This window comes from Paenibacillus abyssi, from assembly GCF_014640295.1.
GTDB classification, from domain to species: domain Bacteria; phylum Bacillota; class Bacilli; order Paenibacillales; family Paenibacillaceae; genus Paenibacillus_D; species Paenibacillus_D abyssi.
In genome coordinates, this window is the sequence record NZ_BMGR01000009.1 from 21,977 (window position 1) to 37,178 (window position 15,202).

The 15,202-nt window shown below is 40.1% G+C and carries 21 protein-coding genes and 1 tRNA gene; 8 read left to right on the forward strand and 14 right to left on the reverse strand.

What is annotated here, in order from left to right; all coding sequences use genetic code 11:
- Nucleotides 1-174: 174 nt before the first annotated feature.
- Entirely contained in the window at nucleotides 175-465 is a 291-nt protein-coding gene (locus IEW11_RS14005; RefSeq protein ID WP_188531688.1) for a DUF3055 domain-containing protein, read from the reverse strand.
- A gap of 136 nt (nucleotides 466-601) precedes the next feature.
- Between IEW11_RS14005 and IEW11_RS14010 the strand changes: the two genes are divergently transcribed.
- The gene (locus IEW11_RS14010; RefSeq protein ID WP_188531689.1) at nucleotides 602-1,021 is read left to right on the forward strand and encodes a DUF1885 family protein; all 420 of its coding nucleotides are present in this window, start codon (nucleotides 602-604) and stop codon (nucleotides 1,019-1,021) included.
- Nucleotides 1,022-1,077: 56 nt separating this feature from the next.
- Here the strand turns inward: IEW11_RS14010 and IEW11_RS14015 are convergent, their stop codons facing one another.
- The 3 genes from IEW11_RS14015 to IEW11_RS14025 form a co-directional block, all read right to left on the reverse strand.
- Nucleotides 1,078-1,389, reverse strand: coding sequence for a DUF1292 domain-containing protein (locus IEW11_RS14015; protein WP_188531690.1), 312 nt, complete (start codon nucleotides 1,387-1,389; stop codon nucleotides 1,078-1,080).
- A gap of 126 nt (nucleotides 1,390-1,515) precedes the next feature.
- Nucleotides 1,516-2,079, reverse strand: coding sequence for a copper amine oxidase (locus tag IEW11_RS14020; protein WP_188531691.1), 564 nt, complete (start codon nucleotides 2,077-2,079; stop codon nucleotides 1,516-1,518).
- A gap of 166 nt (nucleotides 2,080-2,245) precedes the next feature.
- Nucleotides 2,246-2,446, reverse strand: coding sequence for a hypothetical protein (locus IEW11_RS14025; RefSeq protein ID WP_188531692.1), 201 nt, complete (start codon nucleotides 2,444-2,446; stop codon nucleotides 2,246-2,248).
- 177 nt (nucleotides 2,447-2,623) lie between these two features.
- On the opposite strand from IEW11_RS14025, the gene IEW11_RS14030 reads away from it, so the two are divergent.
- Both IEW11_RS14030 and IEW11_RS14035 read left to right on the forward strand, forming a co-directional pair.
- Nucleotides 2,624-3,352, forward strand: a complete 729-nt coding sequence (locus IEW11_RS14030) for an MBL fold metallo-hydrolase (RefSeq protein WP_229725287.1) — start codon at nucleotides 2,624-2,626, stop codon at nucleotides 3,350-3,352.
- A gap of 108 nt (nucleotides 3,353-3,460) precedes the next feature.
- Nucleotides 3,461-3,703, forward strand: coding sequence for a DUF3892 domain-containing protein (locus IEW11_RS14035; RefSeq protein ID WP_188531693.1), 243 nt, complete (start codon nucleotides 3,461-3,463; stop codon nucleotides 3,701-3,703).
- A gap of 88 nt (nucleotides 3,704-3,791) precedes the next feature.
- On the opposite strand, the gene IEW11_RS14040 is transcribed toward IEW11_RS14035, so the two are convergent.
- Nucleotides 3,792-3,986 carry a CDGSH iron-sulfur domain-containing protein gene (locus tag IEW11_RS14040; protein ID WP_188531694.1) on the reverse strand — a complete coding sequence of 65 codons (195 nt, stop codon included), beginning with the start codon at nucleotides 3,984-3,986 and terminating at the stop codon, nucleotides 3,792-3,794.
- Between the two features lie 51 nt (nucleotides 3,987-4,037).
- Nucleotides 4,038-4,895 carry a VOC family protein gene (locus IEW11_RS14045; RefSeq protein ID WP_188531695.1) on the reverse strand — a complete coding sequence of 286 codons (858 nt, stop codon included), beginning with the start codon at nucleotides 4,893-4,895 and terminating at the stop codon, nucleotides 4,038-4,040.
- 142 nt (nucleotides 4,896-5,037) lie between these two features.
- Between IEW11_RS14045 and IEW11_RS14050 the strand changes: the two genes are divergently transcribed.
- The gene (locus IEW11_RS14050; protein WP_188531696.1) at nucleotides 5,038-5,367 is read left to right on the forward strand and encodes a winged helix-turn-helix transcriptional regulator; all 330 of its coding nucleotides are present in this window, start codon (nucleotides 5,038-5,040) and stop codon (nucleotides 5,365-5,367) included.
- Nucleotides 5,368-5,420: 53 nt separating this feature from the next.
- On the opposite strand, the gene IEW11_RS14055 is transcribed toward IEW11_RS14050, so the two are convergent.
- Both IEW11_RS14055 and IEW11_RS14060 read right to left on the reverse strand, forming a co-directional pair.
- Nucleotides 5,421-5,651 (reverse strand): hypothetical protein, encoded by a 231-nt coding sequence (locus tag IEW11_RS14055; RefSeq protein WP_188531697.1) that lies wholly within the window; start codon nucleotides 5,649-5,651, stop codon nucleotides 5,421-5,423.
- A gap of 78 nt (nucleotides 5,652-5,729) precedes the next feature.
- The gene (locus IEW11_RS14060) at nucleotides 5,730-5,897 is read right to left on the reverse strand and encodes a hypothetical protein (RefSeq protein ID WP_188531698.1); all 168 of its coding nucleotides are present in this window, start codon (nucleotides 5,895-5,897) and stop codon (nucleotides 5,730-5,732) included.
- A 140-nt stretch (nucleotides 5,898-6,037) separates the two neighbouring features.
- On the opposite strand from IEW11_RS14060, the gene IEW11_RS14065 reads away from it, so the two are divergent.
- From IEW11_RS14065 to IEW11_RS14075, 3 genes are all read left to right on the forward strand, one after another.
- Nucleotides 6,038-6,223: a DUF2524 domain-containing protein gene (locus tag IEW11_RS14065; protein ID WP_188531699.1), complete on the forward strand. Its 186-nt coding sequence runs from the start codon at nucleotides 6,038-6,040 to the stop codon at nucleotides 6,221-6,223.
- 122 nt (nucleotides 6,224-6,345) lie between these two features.
- Nucleotides 6,346-6,421, forward strand: a tRNA-Val gene (locus IEW11_RS14070).
- Nucleotides 6,422-6,673: 252 nt separating this feature from the next.
- On the forward strand, nucleotides 6,674-7,312 hold the full coding sequence (locus IEW11_RS14075) for a restriction endonuclease (RefSeq protein WP_188531700.1): 639 nt from the start codon (nucleotides 6,674-6,676) through the stop codon (nucleotides 7,310-7,312).
- Nucleotides 7,313-7,377: 65 nt separating this feature from the next.
- Here IEW11_RS14075 and IEW11_RS14080 read toward each other — a convergent pair whose 3' ends face one another.
- Genes IEW11_RS14080 through IEW11_RS14095 form a run of 4 tightly spaced genes read right to left on the reverse strand, consistent with a single transcriptional unit; the run spans nucleotide 7,378 to nucleotide 10,149 of the window.
- A complete protein-coding gene (locus IEW11_RS14080; RefSeq protein WP_188531701.1) occupies nucleotides 7,378-8,496 on the reverse strand; it encodes a site-specific integrase in 1,119 nt (372 codons plus the stop codon).
- Nucleotides 8,497-8,505: 9 nt separating this feature from the next.
- Nucleotides 8,506-8,706, reverse strand: coding sequence for a helix-turn-helix domain-containing protein (locus IEW11_RS14085; RefSeq protein ID WP_188531702.1), 201 nt, complete (start codon nucleotides 8,704-8,706; stop codon nucleotides 8,506-8,508).
- A gap of 16 nt (nucleotides 8,707-8,722) precedes the next feature.
- A complete protein-coding gene (locus tag IEW11_RS14090; protein WP_188531703.1) occupies nucleotides 8,723-9,067 on the reverse strand; it encodes a hypothetical protein in 345 nt (114 codons plus the stop codon).
- Nucleotides 9,068-9,084: 17 nt separating this feature from the next.
- Nucleotides 9,085-10,149, reverse strand: a complete 1,065-nt coding sequence (locus tag IEW11_RS14095) for a replication initiation factor (protein WP_188531704.1) — start codon at nucleotides 10,147-10,149, stop codon at nucleotides 9,085-9,087.
- A 543-nt stretch (nucleotides 10,150-10,692) separates the two neighbouring features.
- Between IEW11_RS14095 and IEW11_RS14100 the strand changes: the two genes are divergently transcribed.
- Nucleotides 10,693-11,394, forward strand: a complete 702-nt coding sequence (locus IEW11_RS14100) for a S24 family peptidase (RefSeq protein WP_188531705.1) — start codon at nucleotides 10,693-10,695, stop codon at nucleotides 11,392-11,394.
- Between the two features lie 46 nt (nucleotides 11,395-11,440).
- Here the strand turns inward: IEW11_RS14100 and IEW11_RS14105 are convergent, their stop codons facing one another.
- Entirely contained in the window at nucleotides 11,441-13,309 is a 1,869-nt protein-coding gene (locus IEW11_RS14105) for an NADAR family anti-phage protein (RefSeq protein ID WP_188531706.1), read from the reverse strand.
- A gap of 135 nt (nucleotides 13,310-13,444) precedes the next feature.
- Complete coding sequence (locus IEW11_RS14110; RefSeq protein ID WP_188531707.1) at nucleotides 13,445-14,524, reverse strand: phosphoribosyltransferase-like anti-phage protein; 1,080 nt, start codon at nucleotides 14,522-14,524, stop codon at nucleotides 13,445-13,447.
- Between the last annotated feature and the right edge of the window lie 678 nt (nucleotides 14,525-15,202).

A 15,202-nucleotide genomic window follows, 5' to 3' on the forward strand; every position in this document is an offset into this window, starting at 1 on the left:
CGAATGTTCACGCTTCTCAGAATTATTCGACCTGTTCCGTTTTGGTTTGAACCGTTCAATTACCAAAAGTAAATGGCGCCACAGCAGGTGTAAGTCCCTGTGACGCCATTTGCTTTCTGATTATGGGGGCTAGTCTCAGAGAGACAGCCTCTTTACCTGGTTGTTAGCGCTTACTTAATATTGATCGCGTACGTCGAGCGACGGCAAACGACTCATCAGGAAAGATTGTAGCTCCTCCGCTGCTTTTGGATCTTGAAGAAGAAATGCTTGCTGCAAATCGTCCAGATTCGATAAATCCTCCAAGCAGAACAGTGTGGATTTGCCGGTCTGCATACAAATGACAAGTGGTTTTCCGAAAAATTGATTTGTGAATACGATTGAGAAATCATATCGTGCCCGATCCGTAATGAAGCCAACAAAATGAACATTGGTTTGTTCCGAAACATCATACAGTTGTTCGAACATAAATTTCTCCTCCTCACAAAATTTTCAGAATATTTCTACTATTTTATCATATTTCGCTGCCAACGGCAATAGCTAGACAACCCACATATTGTCAACCTTTTTCATCTTTGCTATGATGTTCGTGGGGGTGGGATGTTTGAGCCAGAGCGCATACATCAAATTCGTTGAAGGTTCCGCCGTCGAGAGGATGGAACTTGAGGAAATTAAAGCACGTTTACAGCGGTACCGTGAGCAAACCTCACTCACCGGCAAACAGTTGGACTGGGATTATGCGGATGCCGCGTTCCCTTACACGATTGAGACAAAGCCAGGAGAAGAAGACCGCTGGTTCTATCTGAAGGGCAAGGAGCCGTTATACCGTTACATTGTATTCGGTGTCGGATCAGTCACAGAGGAAGAGAAGGAACGCCATCATATCCAAGTCGTATTGCCTGATGACGCTACTCACGGCGATAAGGCCAAAGGGAACGAGCTGTGCAAATATTTAGCCAAGCATTTGAAGGCCGAGCTTCACCTCTTTAACGGCCGTACCATCTATTATAATCCTAGGAAGTAATTAGAATTGAAAACAGAAAGGGCAGCTCGCATGAGCCGCCCTTTTCTATTGCCTTCTTATGATTGTGCTTCATTCTCTTGATTTGCAATTTCTTCATAAATTTTTGTAACACGGTTCCATTCTTCATCGTCCTCAATGCCGACCAAGAACGCTTCTTCATTCTCTTCTTCGATGCGGAAAATAACGCCGTCTGCTTCCGGATCATTACGATCAAGCAGTACTGCATACACTTGATTCTCGGATTCAAAGGTGAATACCATAACCATTTCCCGTTCGTTGCCTTCTTCATCGCTTACCAAGAACACATGCTCTTCATGCTCATGATCATGGTCGTGATTACAATTTTCGTCATGCTTATGTTCGCTCATTGGAATACCCCATTTCAATTAAGTCAGTTAAGAATCACTTACCCACGTATAGTAACATGTTCTATTAACCCGGTCAAACAACGAATGCTCCCGCCCATAATTGGAACGAAAGCATTCAACGATCGGTTATTCTGAGGTAATGGTTTTCTCGGACACCGAGAACCATTCATCTGATGAGGCCGTCTTCATGTAGAACCTTACGGTATACTTACCAGCTGAATCAAAGTGGTATCTGATCTCCTTGGTAGGGAACCAGAAATTATCCTTTTGCTTTGTCACCGCTTGAGATTGGATCAATTCCTCTTTGCCGAACGGATCGGCAATCACAATCTTAACGGCGGAAAGATCCGTTTTTAAGTTGTCCACCTGCGCCCATACGCTGAATGTAATCCGGCTTCCTTTGGTTACATTTCCGAATATCGTTTTGTCTTGAAACAAGAACATATGGACATTCGGATTAAATAAGGAAGCCCGCTTATTATTCTCGTCCCATACAATGATAGAGTTCACCGAATTGGCAATCTGCCTTAGCGGCAAGTACGTTTTTCCCTCGGTTAACAACCCCGATTCATTTAACTCCGAACCATTTATGAAAACACGAACTTTTTGTGTTGCCGAATCCGCAAACAACATCGTTCCGCCCCAAAGTGACATAATAAGGAGCAGGATGAGTAATTTTCTGAATTTCATGAATCTAAAACCTCCACCCATTGGTCTTTGGATGTAAGGTTATACTCAAATATAGCTGCAAAGTTGCGCTATACTATCCAACTTTTTTATACACTGACTTTTGTCACTTCCTGTTGAAAGGCGCGCTTTCCTGGGAAATAGGAAATACCCACTTACTATTATTTCCTTATAATTTTTTCCGGGTCAATATACAAGGCACGCCTTTACCCACCGCACCGGGCCTGCTCATGCGAGCTAAATAATCCATTCCTCTGTCACAAGGCGTTTTACATACCGCACACGTATCTGACAGTACTAATTTCATTACATATTGCTTTTTATCCGATACGAGTTGCTTTTTCGCTTTTCCCTTTTTATTTTTACTCATAAGGAGCAGCTCCTCTCTCCCTTGCATTTATCAACTCCTACCCATATCGTATGATTTCATGTCGCCGAACGTATCCGCAGCTGTCACGGTACATGCAACTTTTCAATGGGCTTTACTTTCATTTCTCGTACGGACATGTTAAATTTTAAGAAATAATTGCTCAGGAGGAGCTGCCGCTTGAAAATACAAATGCTTGGAACCGGGAGCGCGTTTGCGAAAACCTATTACAATAACAATGCACTCGTATACGCAGATGATTTTACTCTGATGATTGATTGCGGCATTACTGCGCCTACAGCCTTGCACAAGCTGGGCAAATCGTTAAATGATATTCATGCCGTCCTGATTACGCATATTCATGCCGATCATGTCGGCGGTCTTGAGGAATTGGCATTCCGCATGAAATTCCAACACAACCGAAAGCCTTTGTTGTATGTTCCATCCAAAGTGATTACACCGTTATGGGAGAACACGCTAAAAGGCGGGTTAACGCAGGATCAGTGGCCGTCCATCGATGACTTCTTCGATGTCGTGCTTTTAGAGGAACACGTGCCTGTGATGATCACACCCCAGTTAAAGGTGGAGATTATAGAGACGCCTCATATCCCAAATAAACCAAGCTACTCGCTGTATATAAATGACCGGTTTTTCTACTCAGCCGATATGCAGTTTCATCCTCAGCTCCTGCATCAGTTGGTGGAGGAACGCGGATGCCGCACGATCTTTCATGATTGCCAGTTCCAATCTCCAGGCGTCGTTCATGCATGCCTGAAAGAGCTGCTCACTTTGCCTGATGAGCTCCAGAAACTGGTCTGGCTGATGCACTACGCTGATGATCAGGAGCAATTTAAAGGGAAAACAGGCTATATGCGATTTGTGGAGCAGCACAAAATCTACGAAGTGTGATAAACAGCCCCCAGACACACTGTTTGTGAGCGAAGGGCTGTTTTTCATCCCATTCATTAGGTATAGGCTTGGTATAACGCGCCATAATAAGCACAGGAGGCGATGATGATGAATGAACAACAAAATCAGCAGGAGCAGGTCGTCGCAGTTAGAAAAAACGGTGATGGCGACATAGTCGAGCTGCAGCTCACCTCGGGGAAGGTCGTCGATTATAAAACCGCTCAAACGATGGTGAAGAACAACCAGATCCAAAACTTGAATGTATTCAGGGGACGCGACGGCGATGAACATCTCAGGTCCGATCCGGATGGAAGAGTCGATAACAATCTCGATAACCTGCCCACTTTCTAGTGTCGGTATCGGCTTATTGAAAAAACAAATAAAGCAAGCATGCCCCATGAGGGTCTGCTTGCTTTGTTTGTTTAGCCTGCTGCTGCGCTTATGCCCGTACCGCACTTTCAAATTTATCTTTGTGGGCACCGGTACAGAATGGCTTGTTCGTGGAAAGGCCGCAGCGGCAAAGGTATGTAGCTTGCTTTGTGTCGATTTTCTTTCCTTCGCCATCAAGCAATTCAATTTCACCGTTAACAATCAAAGGTCCATGATCAGAAATCGTAATTTTAACGTCTGACATTTTATCACCTCCTTCATGTCGTAATGAATGAGCCGCTGTTTTTCTTTTCTTTTATTTTGTTGTCAGCTTCAATTGAATGCCGGAAGGATCTTTTACAAACCAAGCCCCGGCCTCTTCCTCAGCCGATATTCCGGCATTGCGCAATTGGCCAACTACGTTGTCCAGTTCTTCTTGATCAGGTACAACGATTGTGTAGTAAGCCAAACCGGTTCCGTTCACTGGCGGCATTGGAGCCCCGTTGCCCGCCCATATATTTAGTCCAAGATGATGATGGTACCCTCCCGCGGAAATAAACAGGGCACCCATCCGACTCATATAATTCGCCGTTATATCAAAACCTAATACGTCGCAATAAAATTGTTTCGACTTTTGAAGATCGCTAACATGGACATGAACGTGCCCCATCGTTGTTCCTGCCGGCAAACCTGTCCATGCTTCACCCTTCGCTTCTTCCAGCAAACCTTCCCAATCGATGGGATCCGTAGCCATATTGTAATTGCCTTTTTCATCACGTGTCCACGTTTCCCGAGGGCGATCCCGATAAATCTCAATGCCATTGTGATCCGGATCTGAGATATATAATGCTTCACTCACTAGATGATCTGCCTGCCCGATATGAATGCCGGACTCGATAAGATTCCGCAGTGAAAGACCTAAATCTTTTCTTGTAGGCAGTAAAATCGCAAAATGATAGAGTCCGCTTGCAGATCTTGGAGGCACAACGACGGCGCCGGGAATCTCCTCAAGCACCAATAGCGCGTTTTTCCCATCCGCTGTCAGTTCAGCTGTTTTTGCTTCTTGGTTCAACATTTTAAGTCCAACAACCTCTTGATAAAACTTAATCGAACGTTCCAGATTGCTTACCTTTAATTTCACTTCACCAAGTTCGATATCGGAGATATGAGTCATTCTTTTGCACCACCATTTACTTTGATACTTACTTTTCGTAACTAAATGTATAATAATAATTATATTTTGTCAAGTGTGTTAATTAATCTTTGTAACTTTCAGACGATTAAGCTATAATAGATGTACAGCGAGGTGATTTAAAGTGGAACAAATTACATTGTGCCCTAGAGTTGAGAAGGGAATACAAATACTCAGCAAACGTTGGGCGATATTGGTTATTTATCGGCTTCTTTCAGGCCCGCAGCGTTTTTGCACCATTGAAGCTGCGCTTCCGATCAGCGGAAGGCTATTGTCAGAGAGGTTAAAGGAATTGGAACAAGAGGGCATCGTCAACCGCAAGGTATATCCGGAAACTCCCGTTCGCATAGAATATTCTTTAACTGAGAAAGGCCGGGCGCTTGAACCTGTAGTCCGGGAAATAGAAAGCTGGTCGAGCGCTTGGGTGCTGCCGGAAGAGAAAGTGGAAGCTTAACGGGGTTAACAAAAAATCATTACGATCTCCGTGGAGAACGTAATGATTTTTTGTTAAGGGTTGAAATCCGGCAATTCGCGATGCCTCTGACTGTCAGAACGCTCTAACGGCGTCGATACAGCACGACTGTATACTTCTTCTACAACTGAGCTCGGATAAACATCCTGGCGCACAGATACAGCTTCACTCTGCTCCATTGACATCGATCCGGAGGTTGAATAATGAGTGCATGCTCCTATCGTTATAAGCAGAAGAAGCGGTATGACCAGCCATTTTGAATACATGTTTCGTTCACTCCTACCTGGCTTCTTGCAAGCATGATTAGGAGTATTATGTTCATTATGAGGCGATTTCAAACCCGTTTATTTTTTAGGCGTTTCTTTTATCTCTTCCTGCTGCTGATGCCAGAGAAACTTCCGATCATAGGACATGGAATCCATGATAACCATACGGGCAACACAAACAATGACAATCGCGATAATACCGAATAAGCCGACCAGCCATACCCCGAGCAAAGCATACTCTTTCACGATTGGTTTCCTCCCTTGGGCAAAACCGCTTTCTTATACTTATGAAAGCGAAAAGCAAAAAAGTCGCTTTCCCGCATAACTTTCTGCGTGCAGTCCATACTACATTACGTGCCCGAAATTATTCTCCAGGAGGACATACCATGCCTGAGCAGCTTGAAAGCAGCTATGATTGCGCCAATGCTTCAAACGATCTGCATCAACTGAACGAGTCGTTGAGAGAGCTGAGATCGACCGGTGAGCTTTCTCAAGAGCAGCAGCAGCAAGTGAATCGCCTCGAAAATCAAATTCACTTTATTAAAAATAAATGTGACATCAACAATGGTTAAGAGCTCTAACGCATCCGGCCCCTCTCCTGCCGTGATGCGTTTTTTTGGACGCTAAAAAAATTCAAAAAAACAGTTGACTCCGTTCTCTAAACTTGATATATTATTACTTGTCGCTACGACGTGATCTGTTAGCTCAGCTGGGAGAGCACCATCTTGACAGGGTGGGGGTCAGTGGTTCGAGCCCACTACAGATCACCATACATAAACGTTCAGAACCCTTACGGTGTAAGGGTTCTTTTTATTTTAAATTACTTACCAATTCCAATCTCCCTGCTTCTGATTAAATATTTGGTCACATAATGGTCACACCAACGTTTTTGCTGACTTCAACTGTCTAGAAGATTTACTTACTCTATACGCTACCGAATGCTTACATAATTTTCTTTTCTATTCGTATAGTCGGATGTATATTGTATATTGGCAGCTAACTAAAGAAATGGAGGAACATCTATGACCAACCAGCTATATTTAATAATCGCGCTTATTTTCGTTATCGCTGTAGCAGTGATTCTGCTCCCTCGCCTGAAGCGTAGCAGACAAACAATCTTTACAGAAGATATTTACTCCATCGACTTACATAAGATTGATATCACCGACATAGACAAGATGTCAGATGGACACGATTTTGAAATTTACTTATTTAGATTGTTTCAAGCTCTCAGATATAAGGCATATAAGACCGTTGGTTCGCGGGATTTTGGAGCAGACCTGGTGTTTCATGATAGCGATGGGGACCGCACAGTCGTTCAAGCTAAAAGATACTCATTAGATAACCCGGTAGGTCTAGGTGGTGTTCAAGAGGTATTCTCCTCTATGCGATACTACAAGGCAAAGAAGTCCGTATTAATAACCAGTTCGAGTTTTACCGAGGCATGTGAAACTCTAGCCGGTATTAATCATGTAAAATTAATTGATCGAAAAGATTTGATTGCAATCATAAACGATTTCAAACAGGGTAAGATTGACCAGGCAAAAGCCTTTATTGAGTCAGAACCCCACATGATTTTAACTCCGTGGACAGAGTTATTGGAGACAGCACAAGACATAAAACGTGACTATAAAGTGGAAAAAAGAATTAAGCAGTCTTGAGCTAGTTAAACTTGAAAAACCGCGACCACTAATAGGGTTGCGGTTTTTTTGATCTTGTTACGATTTCAATATTTGCGAACTTCTCCCAGTACCAAGTCAGCTAAATTGTCAGCTGCCTCCTTCTGCATGTTCGGCATTAAGTGCGAGTATATATCCATTGTTAACTGGGTGGATGAATGCCCTAACCGTTCGGAAACGATTTTAGGATGTACGTTCTGTTTCAATAACAACGAAGCATGGGTGTGCCTTAAATCATGAAATGTTATTTTGCGTACCTCTGCTCTTTCAAGTAAAAGCTTATATTCCCTCATAAGGTTTCTGGGGATCAGTTGATTACCTGTACTCGTGCTAACGACCAATCCTTTATCGGTATATACTCCCTTCGAAAGACGTTTTTCGTTTTCAATGATACGTGACTGCCTGCGTAGGTACTCAATTGTTTGGGCATCCACCGTAACCGAGCGAACACCTAATGCCGTTTTAGCACCAGATTTAAGTTCTTTCCCGTCATGGCTAAGAGTCTGTCGAATATAAATCTTCCTACTTTCATAATCAACATCTTGCCAACGTAAGCCCAGTATCTCACCTTGACGCATACCCGCCATAATGGCTAGATGAAACGCTAAATAATATCTGCTCTTTTGAGCAACTTCCAAAAAACGTTGAATTTCATAGATCTCCCAAACTTGGAGCTCCTTCCTCCTTACCTTAGGCTTGTCGACTAATGCCGCGACATTCTTAGTGATAAGCTGCATCTTCTCTGCCTTATTTAAGGCGGTATTTATAATATTAAATGTCCGCTTGATTGTAGATGACGCCAATCCTCTTTCATATAAACTCGTAGTTAACTTCTGAATGTCTAATGCCGTTAATTTAGATAATGGAATTTCACCTATCAGAGGGATAATGTGATTCTTTATTGATGTGATATGATTTTTAGCAGTCTCCCTCCCAATAGAATGTTGTTTATCGTTCATCCACTCAATTAAATAGTCAGAAACACTTAACTTCGATGGTTTGACATAAGTACCGCTGTTTAAAGCGCTCTGAGCCTCTACAAGGGCTTTCTGAGCGTCCTTCTTTGTCTTGAATCCCCTTTTTTTGATCTGTTTCCTCTTACCGTTCTCGGTGTGTTCTAACACATAGTACCAAGTATTCCCTTCTTTTCTTAACGATCCTGCCATGACATCTCCTTATGCGTGTTCCATCAGAATATTACTTCCGGTAAGCCAAGACACAAACACGTCTTTTGCAATTTTGATTCTCTTTCCGGCACGAACCACATGAAACTGGCCGGAATTGACAAGTTCATATGCTTGCCGTCTGCCAATGCCTAGTACTGTTTGAATATGGGTAACATCTAATACGGGTGGAAGCGTTTCTAAGTTGGTCATATAAAATCCCCTTCTCCTATTTAATGTATTCTCGAAATTCTTCTTCATCATAAAATTCCGGTTCGAAAATATACCCCATAAAGTACCGGGTCACATCAATATCTTCGTTTTGCCTCAAATGATGTAAGCCGCTTTTGAGCATACATCCGACAGAAGCCATAATCGATAATGCGGTCTTCTCTATAATTCGAATATCATCGCTGTCAGCAAACGAAAAATCTATACTCTCAATAATTTCCTTTATCGCAGCGAGCTCCGAATTTATCACTGGGTTTTTTCTCGCGTCTTCGATGATTATCCGCAAATTCTCATGTAAAAGCTGAACCTCAATCTTTTTAACAACGCCGTCCTTGTTGCTCATTTAGATCCCTCCATTAATTATTTCAATATAAACTTACTTTGGCGATGTAATTTTTCTGATTCAAACGTCTTAGATTGAGCCCGCATCTTAACATCGAACCATGATTTTAGTACTTCAGAAGTTTCAGAAATCGAATCGTGATCACTTATTGCAGCGACCGATAACATTAAACCTGTTGCTTGATCCAAAAGTTGTTTTAGGTTACCTTGCTTGATAACTTCTCGTATTAATGGCGAAGGTACATAGTCAAGATGGGCTTTCTGGACAATCTTCCATTTTCGTTTTATTTTCCATCTTGAGATGTTATCTGTTGTAGGCCGTCTAATGGAAAGCCAGTCTATTGTTAAATAAGACCATAGTTCCTTTTGTTTTAAAATAAATTGTTCATACGTGCTTATGCCTAATTCTTTTATGGCTTTTCTCCGCAATTGAAATTCAACACGCCAAACCTCTTTGCTGCTATCCCAATTATGTTGTGACCATATCTCATAAAACCACTCTTTACCCGATTTCTGAATCTCTATTGTTTTGTTATATATGCGAGCTAGCATCGGGTCTCCTCTCCCGATCTGGAAGCCGCTAAATTGTCTACCTGTTGTAAATTCCTGATTCACAAAATATTTCGACTTACTAGTTGCTCGTGTAACGACTCCTTTTACATCTTCCTCACGAAAACTGATTTCCTCTGAATCCAAGCAAACATCCACACGCGACAATTTATTCCCTGAGATCAACACATTTAAATTTTTAAACCAATCGAGAAATCTTAAGTATGCTTCATCCAGACCATATGACCATAAAAACGAAGATAAGAAACGTACAAATACTGGTGCATTATTTTTGCTCTCATTCTCCATAAACGCAATAAGAAAGTCTTTGCATGATAAACGATATGCATAAAGCTTCTGACCGCTTCTATGTACGGTTAACTCTACACCCCCGATTTGAATTGTTGATTCGATTCCAGTATGTTGAGCTTGTTCCTTTAAGTCTTTAAATCTGCTCAAGTATGGATCAAGTGCAGCACGGTAATTACTGATTTCTAAGCCAAATTCAAAAGTGTCTATACCTTTTAAAATCAAGGGTTTGACCCACCTTCTCATGTAATTTGAGCCCAGCATGTTATATGGTTGCTGGGCTGAGGCGTTAGTCCCGCCTCAGCCTTGACCTGGAGCCTCTGCAAGCCCTGCCAGTCAGGCATTGCGGCCAGCCTCGGAGAGGCCTGACCGCAAGCCAGCCTCGCATGTCTTGCCTCTCCAGGTAAAGGCCGGGCCGGTAATCCGCTATCGCTCCTTACCGGTATCGGCTCCGCTATCTAAGCTTCGCCGAAGTTCATTAATTTTTTTAATGATTTCTTTTTCTTGCAATGACTGTATAGCACGAGTTTTTGCACATTGTTTTAGATAAGATTCAATATTTTCTAGGAAAATAAAGTGACTAATATAAAACACCTCCCCATTAAATGTCGTAAAAAAGGAAATTGATGAATCGTTAATTTATCAACGTAAATTTATGATACCCATCGATGATAAAATAGTCAATATTAAAGTCGTCATTTTATCACTTTTATTTATGTTGACTTAGTTTTTAGAGAGTAGTTATTATGTTGAAAGGAGGGGTTTTCAATGGGGTATTATGAGTCTTTAGTCAATATGATTAATTCTAGCGGGTTAACATTAAAAGAAATTTCAGATAAATGCGAGGATCAAGGTGTAAAGGTGGCACCTTCTTATATAAGCAAACTCCAGACAAAAAGGCAGGCACCTGCCTCAGATGAGGTCAATGCTGCAATAGCGAGAGTATGCAATGCTGACATAGAAGATTTTCTGTATGAAAGTTACATTGAAAAGTCACCTGACACAGTTAAAGAACTTCATCAGGAAATTGAAGTGTGGTTCAGAGGGATGCTAAAAGGAATAACTGAAGTTACATACCCCGATGAAGTAGCACCCTTAATTTTAGATGAACAAAATAAATTATCCGGTTACAGAATGATCAGGCACTGCCTTAAAAATTTCCCCCCCACTATTGAAGATAATCAGCGAAAGGACCATGATGATGTAACAGGATACGAGTTCGTCATGTCCGACGATTCAATGGAGCCTCTGCTACCCAATGGTTCTACATTGACTGTTAATAAAAATGAAATAGCTGAAGATGGTGATATTATAGTGGCAGTTAATAATGATGAAATTATTGTAAGGAAATATTATTTGGTCAATGGTGAATGTTTGCTAACTCCCATCAAAGGCAAAGATGTGTTGATTGTACAAGAAGGTGAATTAAAGATCATGGGGGTAGTAAAATCAGTTTCAATCAATATTTAATAAATACCATATGGATGCAAAAATAACCCCTTTTTAATAAAAGGGGTTATTTAATATACATTAGTTTATATGTCACTTCGCTTGACACATCGAAAGTTTCTTCTGATATGTCTTTTTCTTCATATTCATTAAAATCGCCCCAATATCTTGAATGCTCATTATAAATAAGTTCATTCTCTTTATACATTAATAATTGAGCGGGATAATCAGTTGTTTTAATGAGCCTTGACATTATTACGGCATTTGAAATGTTCCATTCATCAGATAACAGCGATATTTGTGGTAAGAAATTAGGAGTTAAATCTCTCAATCTTTTTTCACCAGACGAGTTTTCAGGTATCAATAATAGTTCAGCGAATTGATTTGCTTCTTTCTCCCAACTATTGTGATTGCTGATATTTGCGTAAAGTCCATTATTTGGAAGTATAAGTTCATCTTTTGAAAAGGTATGTAATAAATAATGGGCTAGCTCATGTGCAAGAGTAAACTGCTCTTTCTTTGTACCTTTAAACATATTATTGAGGACAATAAGTCCTCTATTAGCTTCAGTGTTTTTTAGTGTTAAACCGTCTAAGCTGCTTGGTAGGTCTACATGAATGAGATTGACTTTCAGTTTTTCGCAAACTTTAAAAGGATCGTTAGGGAAGGTTTCACCTATTTTATTTATTAACTCTTTAATTACGAACCTAACAGGTTTATCTTCAAATTCTTTTATTAGAGAATGTGGGCTATCATGGTATGCATCAAGGATTATTTCTAAATGGTCATCTAACAGCTTTTGACCATGTAATTTGCTATACGAGCTGCTTCTTGCTACAGTCTTAAACATACTTTTGTAAAAATGAAGATAATCTTGCTTGATATAAGACTTTTTTACAATGGTGTGGTAATAACGTCCTAATGGATTTGGAGTTATCATAGACGCATAAGCGAGTCTTTGATTCAATTTTTGCTTATCGATTCTTTTTGATTCTAATAATATTCTTGTAAAAAGATATTTAGTTGAAGACTTTAATTTAAGATTGGAAACTCCCTCTAACAGTGATTCGTAGAAATAATTAGCATCGCTTGCTGCCTCACTAGATAAATCAATAATCGAGTCTTTAATATCTGCGATATAGTTCTTGTCTGTTTTTTCTAACATGAAATAATCAATCATATCGATAGTTGCATTTTTATTATCATTAAGTAGCTCCTTAACGATATTCAATATGTCTTCGAATTTGTGTGTTCGTTCATTCTCTAAGTCATTCTTTACATTGTTATTTTCATTGAATAATGAGAGTTGAGTAGGTTCTGGCTGATCCAAATGTAAGGGTGCTGGTACATGAACATGATTGTATCTTATAAGTTCTATGCTGCCAATTTCTCTATTTAGAAGTCTAAAGTCAGCTATCTTAGGTGGATTTAGGTTACATTTTCCTTGTTCATAAAGCGGCAGTTCCTCACGAAGTTCCATCAATAATCTGCCCAGACAGTTTATACCTCTTAAAGACTCACCGTCTTGATCTGGCTTTGCCCCCCAAAAGGGGTCTCGATTAGATTCCTCAACGATTGGTAAGTTTTTTGTTTCTCTTAAAAGGGAGCTGAACTTCTCCCAGTTTTGAAAAAGCTTCACCCTCAAACACCAACGCATAACTTGAATTCTTATATTATCCCAGTTCTCTCTAGAGTTTTTTCGATAGGGTTTACTTTTCATTTTAGCAGTCATAGGGCTTCGTTCGTTGATAATCATTTTCTGGACATCTGCCATATGTGGGAAACGACAACACTGATATAAAGCCTCAGATGTAAGTATCTTTGTACCATTTATTGTTATTGGATAACCAGGCGCCATATTTGAGAGACCGCCAAATTGTTCAGTAGTTTTTTTAAATACTATAGCGTTTCGACGCGAGTATACCCTTTCTTGCATGGTGTCCTCCTGGTGCTGATATAAGTAATATCATTCTAACCTTTAATTAAAATAAATAAAACAACGGGAACGTACGTTCTTGTTGTTTTATTTTAACATACAATATTTATATTAGGGCTAATTTATTTTATTACATTACCAGAATTCATCATACTCTTCGTCATCATCATCGAAGTATGAATTGCCATCGTTAACTTTTCTAGGTATTAGCGGGTGCCAGTTACTGAAAGGGTGTGAAGAAGGCATATTCTTATCTCCCCACCAAAGGACAAGGGGGCAGTTGTTTGAAATGTTTCTATAAGTTACGAACAGTGCGCCGAATCCAAGGCTATCAAAAAATTCATAACCAAGTGGTCTCATTGTTTGCTTCGCATTTTTTGGTAGACTCGTAATATAAGCACCCCATTTAAAAAATGCTTTTTCAACTACGTTTCTCCCGGAACTAGATGTGAACAGCGTTTCTTGTATTTCAGCTTTATCTCTGTACAGACGAGGAGGATATTGACTAGTAGCTGCTCTTTCATTAATAGCTGCTACATAGTTGTCTACATGCCGATCCGATGCGTAATCATCTTCTTCTACTGGCCAGCAACACTCATACTTTTTATAATCTTGAACAAAGTTATTATACTCATGAGCTCGCCAGTACTTTATTTTCGTATTGTTTTGTATTGCTATTGGCCGTAGCCTTCTTTGGAGGCTTGCCAGCCCCCTTGAATAAGCTGCTGAAAACACAACATGCAATTCTGTATTTCTGCCATCTTCTTCGATCCAAGTTTTTAAATCATTGAAAGCAGTATTCCCAGAATAAATACAATCATCGATGTATACATATTTAGTGGGTTCGGTACCGCAATCTTGAATAGATATTTCATATTCTTCGTTTAATACCTCGTCAACAAGTGTTAATAAATCCTTTTGGCTAGAACCATTTTGGTCTATTTGTAGAAAGTGCACATTTTCGTAATTCTCCTCGATATCTCCGCAGATTCTCTCATCGTTAATGATGATCTTCATGAACTTTTTTGCATTAGCTCTTGATAAGTAATTATTATTCAAAATATGGGCTACTTCATTCAAAATTGTTGACCGATCATCTAAATCGAATTGATTGATCCATTCAACTACATGCTCATAATCTATAGGGGTGATTTCCCCGCGTCTAAAGTCACTAAGAACAGCAACAATTTTATCGATGTTATCATTATCCGACATTAGATCACCCTTCTTTATTCTCTCTTATATGGAAATAATACCATAAAACTTTGAAAGAAAGAATCATTTTTCCTTGGAGATTCATAATTAGTTAGTTCATTAGTATGGTCACATTTTTGGTCACACACTGGGGTTAACGCGAGTGTATTTAAGGAAATAATAATCGGTAAAATTAATGTTCATTTAGCATAATAGAAGGGGGAGAGCACTAAAGGATACTAGCGTAATACTTTAATCCATCTTGACAGGGTGGGGGTCAGTGGTTCGAGCCCACTACAGATCACCATACATAAACGTTCAGAACCCTTGTGCAGCAAGGGTTCTTTTTTATTTATAGAATTAATAATTCAGATGCTAAAATAACTCTTTCTCTACTTGCTGATCAGACATTATCTTTTGTTCTCATATCCCCTAATCCCTCCTTCTAACAACTCCCCTCTTCCCCATGTCCTACCGGATATTATCCAAAGCAAAAAACATTTCCATATATAACCACAAAAGCGAATTATCATAGAATAGTCTCATTCAAATTAAATACGCTCTAGCACCAAATGACATGCTGAATAAATACACAGCTGCTGAGAGGGTTTCAACTTGACAACTAATAAGTAAAAATCAGACTTGTATGAATTTCTTCCGTTATATAACGTCAGGTACAAGGGGAAGTTCTACATGGTG

What these genes read in the sequence shown, in the direction of transcription:
- IEW11_RS14080 (WP_188531701.1), bottom strand. Translation starts at nt 8,496, where the DNA reads ATGGCAGGATCGTTAAGAAAAGAAGGGAATACTTGGTACTATGTGTTA.
- IEW11_RS14055 (WP_188531697.1), bottom strand. Translation starts at nt 5,651, where the DNA reads ATGTATTCAAAATGGCTGGTCATACCGCTTCTTCTGCTTATAACGATA.
- IEW11_RS14100 (WP_188531705.1), top strand. Translation starts at nt 10,693, where the DNA reads ATGGGGTATTATGAGTCTTTAGTCAATATGATTAATTCTAGCGGGTTA.
- IEW11_RS14035 (WP_188531693.1), top strand. Translation starts at nt 3,461, where the DNA reads ATGAATGAACAACAAAATCAGCAGGAGCAGGTCGTCGCAGTTAGAAAA.
- IEW11_RS14085 (WP_188531702.1), bottom strand. Translation starts at nt 8,706, where the DNA reads ATGACCAACTTAGAAACGCTTCCACCCGTATTAGATGTTACCCATATT.
- IEW11_RS14110 (WP_188531707.1), bottom strand. Translation starts at nt 14,524, where the DNA reads ATGTCGGATAATGATAACATCGATAAAATTGTTGCTGTTCTTAGTGAC.
- IEW11_RS14090 (WP_188531703.1), bottom strand. Translation starts at nt 9,067, where the DNA reads ATGAGCAACAAGGACGGCGTTGTTAAAAAGATTGAGGTTCAGCTTTTA.
- IEW11_RS14065 (WP_188531699.1), top strand. Translation starts at nt 6,038, where the DNA reads ATGCCTGAGCAGCTTGAAAGCAGCTATGATTGCGCCAATGCTTCAAAC.
- IEW11_RS14075 (WP_188531700.1), top strand. Translation starts at nt 6,674, where the DNA reads ATGACCAACCAGCTATATTTAATAATCGCGCTTATTTTCGTTATCGCT.
- IEW11_RS14045 (WP_188531695.1), bottom strand. Translation starts at nt 4,895, where the DNA reads ATGACTCATATCTCCGATATCGAACTTGGTGAAGTGAAATTAAAGGTA.
- IEW11_RS14105 (WP_188531706.1), bottom strand. Translation starts at nt 13,309, where the DNA reads ATGCAAGAAAGGGTATACTCGCGTCGAAACGCTATAGTATTTAAAAAA.
- IEW11_RS14020 (WP_188531691.1), bottom strand. Translation starts at nt 2,079, where the DNA reads ATGAAATTCAGAAAATTACTCATCCTGCTCCTTATTATGTCACTTTGG.
- IEW11_RS14025 (WP_188531692.1), bottom strand. Translation starts at nt 2,446, where the DNA reads ATGAGTAAAAATAAAAAGGGAAAAGCGAAAAAGCAACTCGTATCGGAT.
- IEW11_RS14005 (WP_188531688.1), bottom strand. Translation starts at nt 465, where the DNA reads ATGTTCGAACAACTGTATGATGTTTCGGAACAAACCAATGTTCATTTT.
- IEW11_RS14015 (WP_188531690.1), bottom strand. Translation starts at nt 1,389, where the DNA reads ATGAGCGAACATAAGCATGACGAAAATTGTAATCACGACCATGATCAT.
- IEW11_RS14040 (WP_188531694.1), bottom strand. Translation starts at nt 3,986, where the DNA reads ATGTCAGACGTTAAAATTACGATTTCTGATCATGGACCTTTGATTGTT.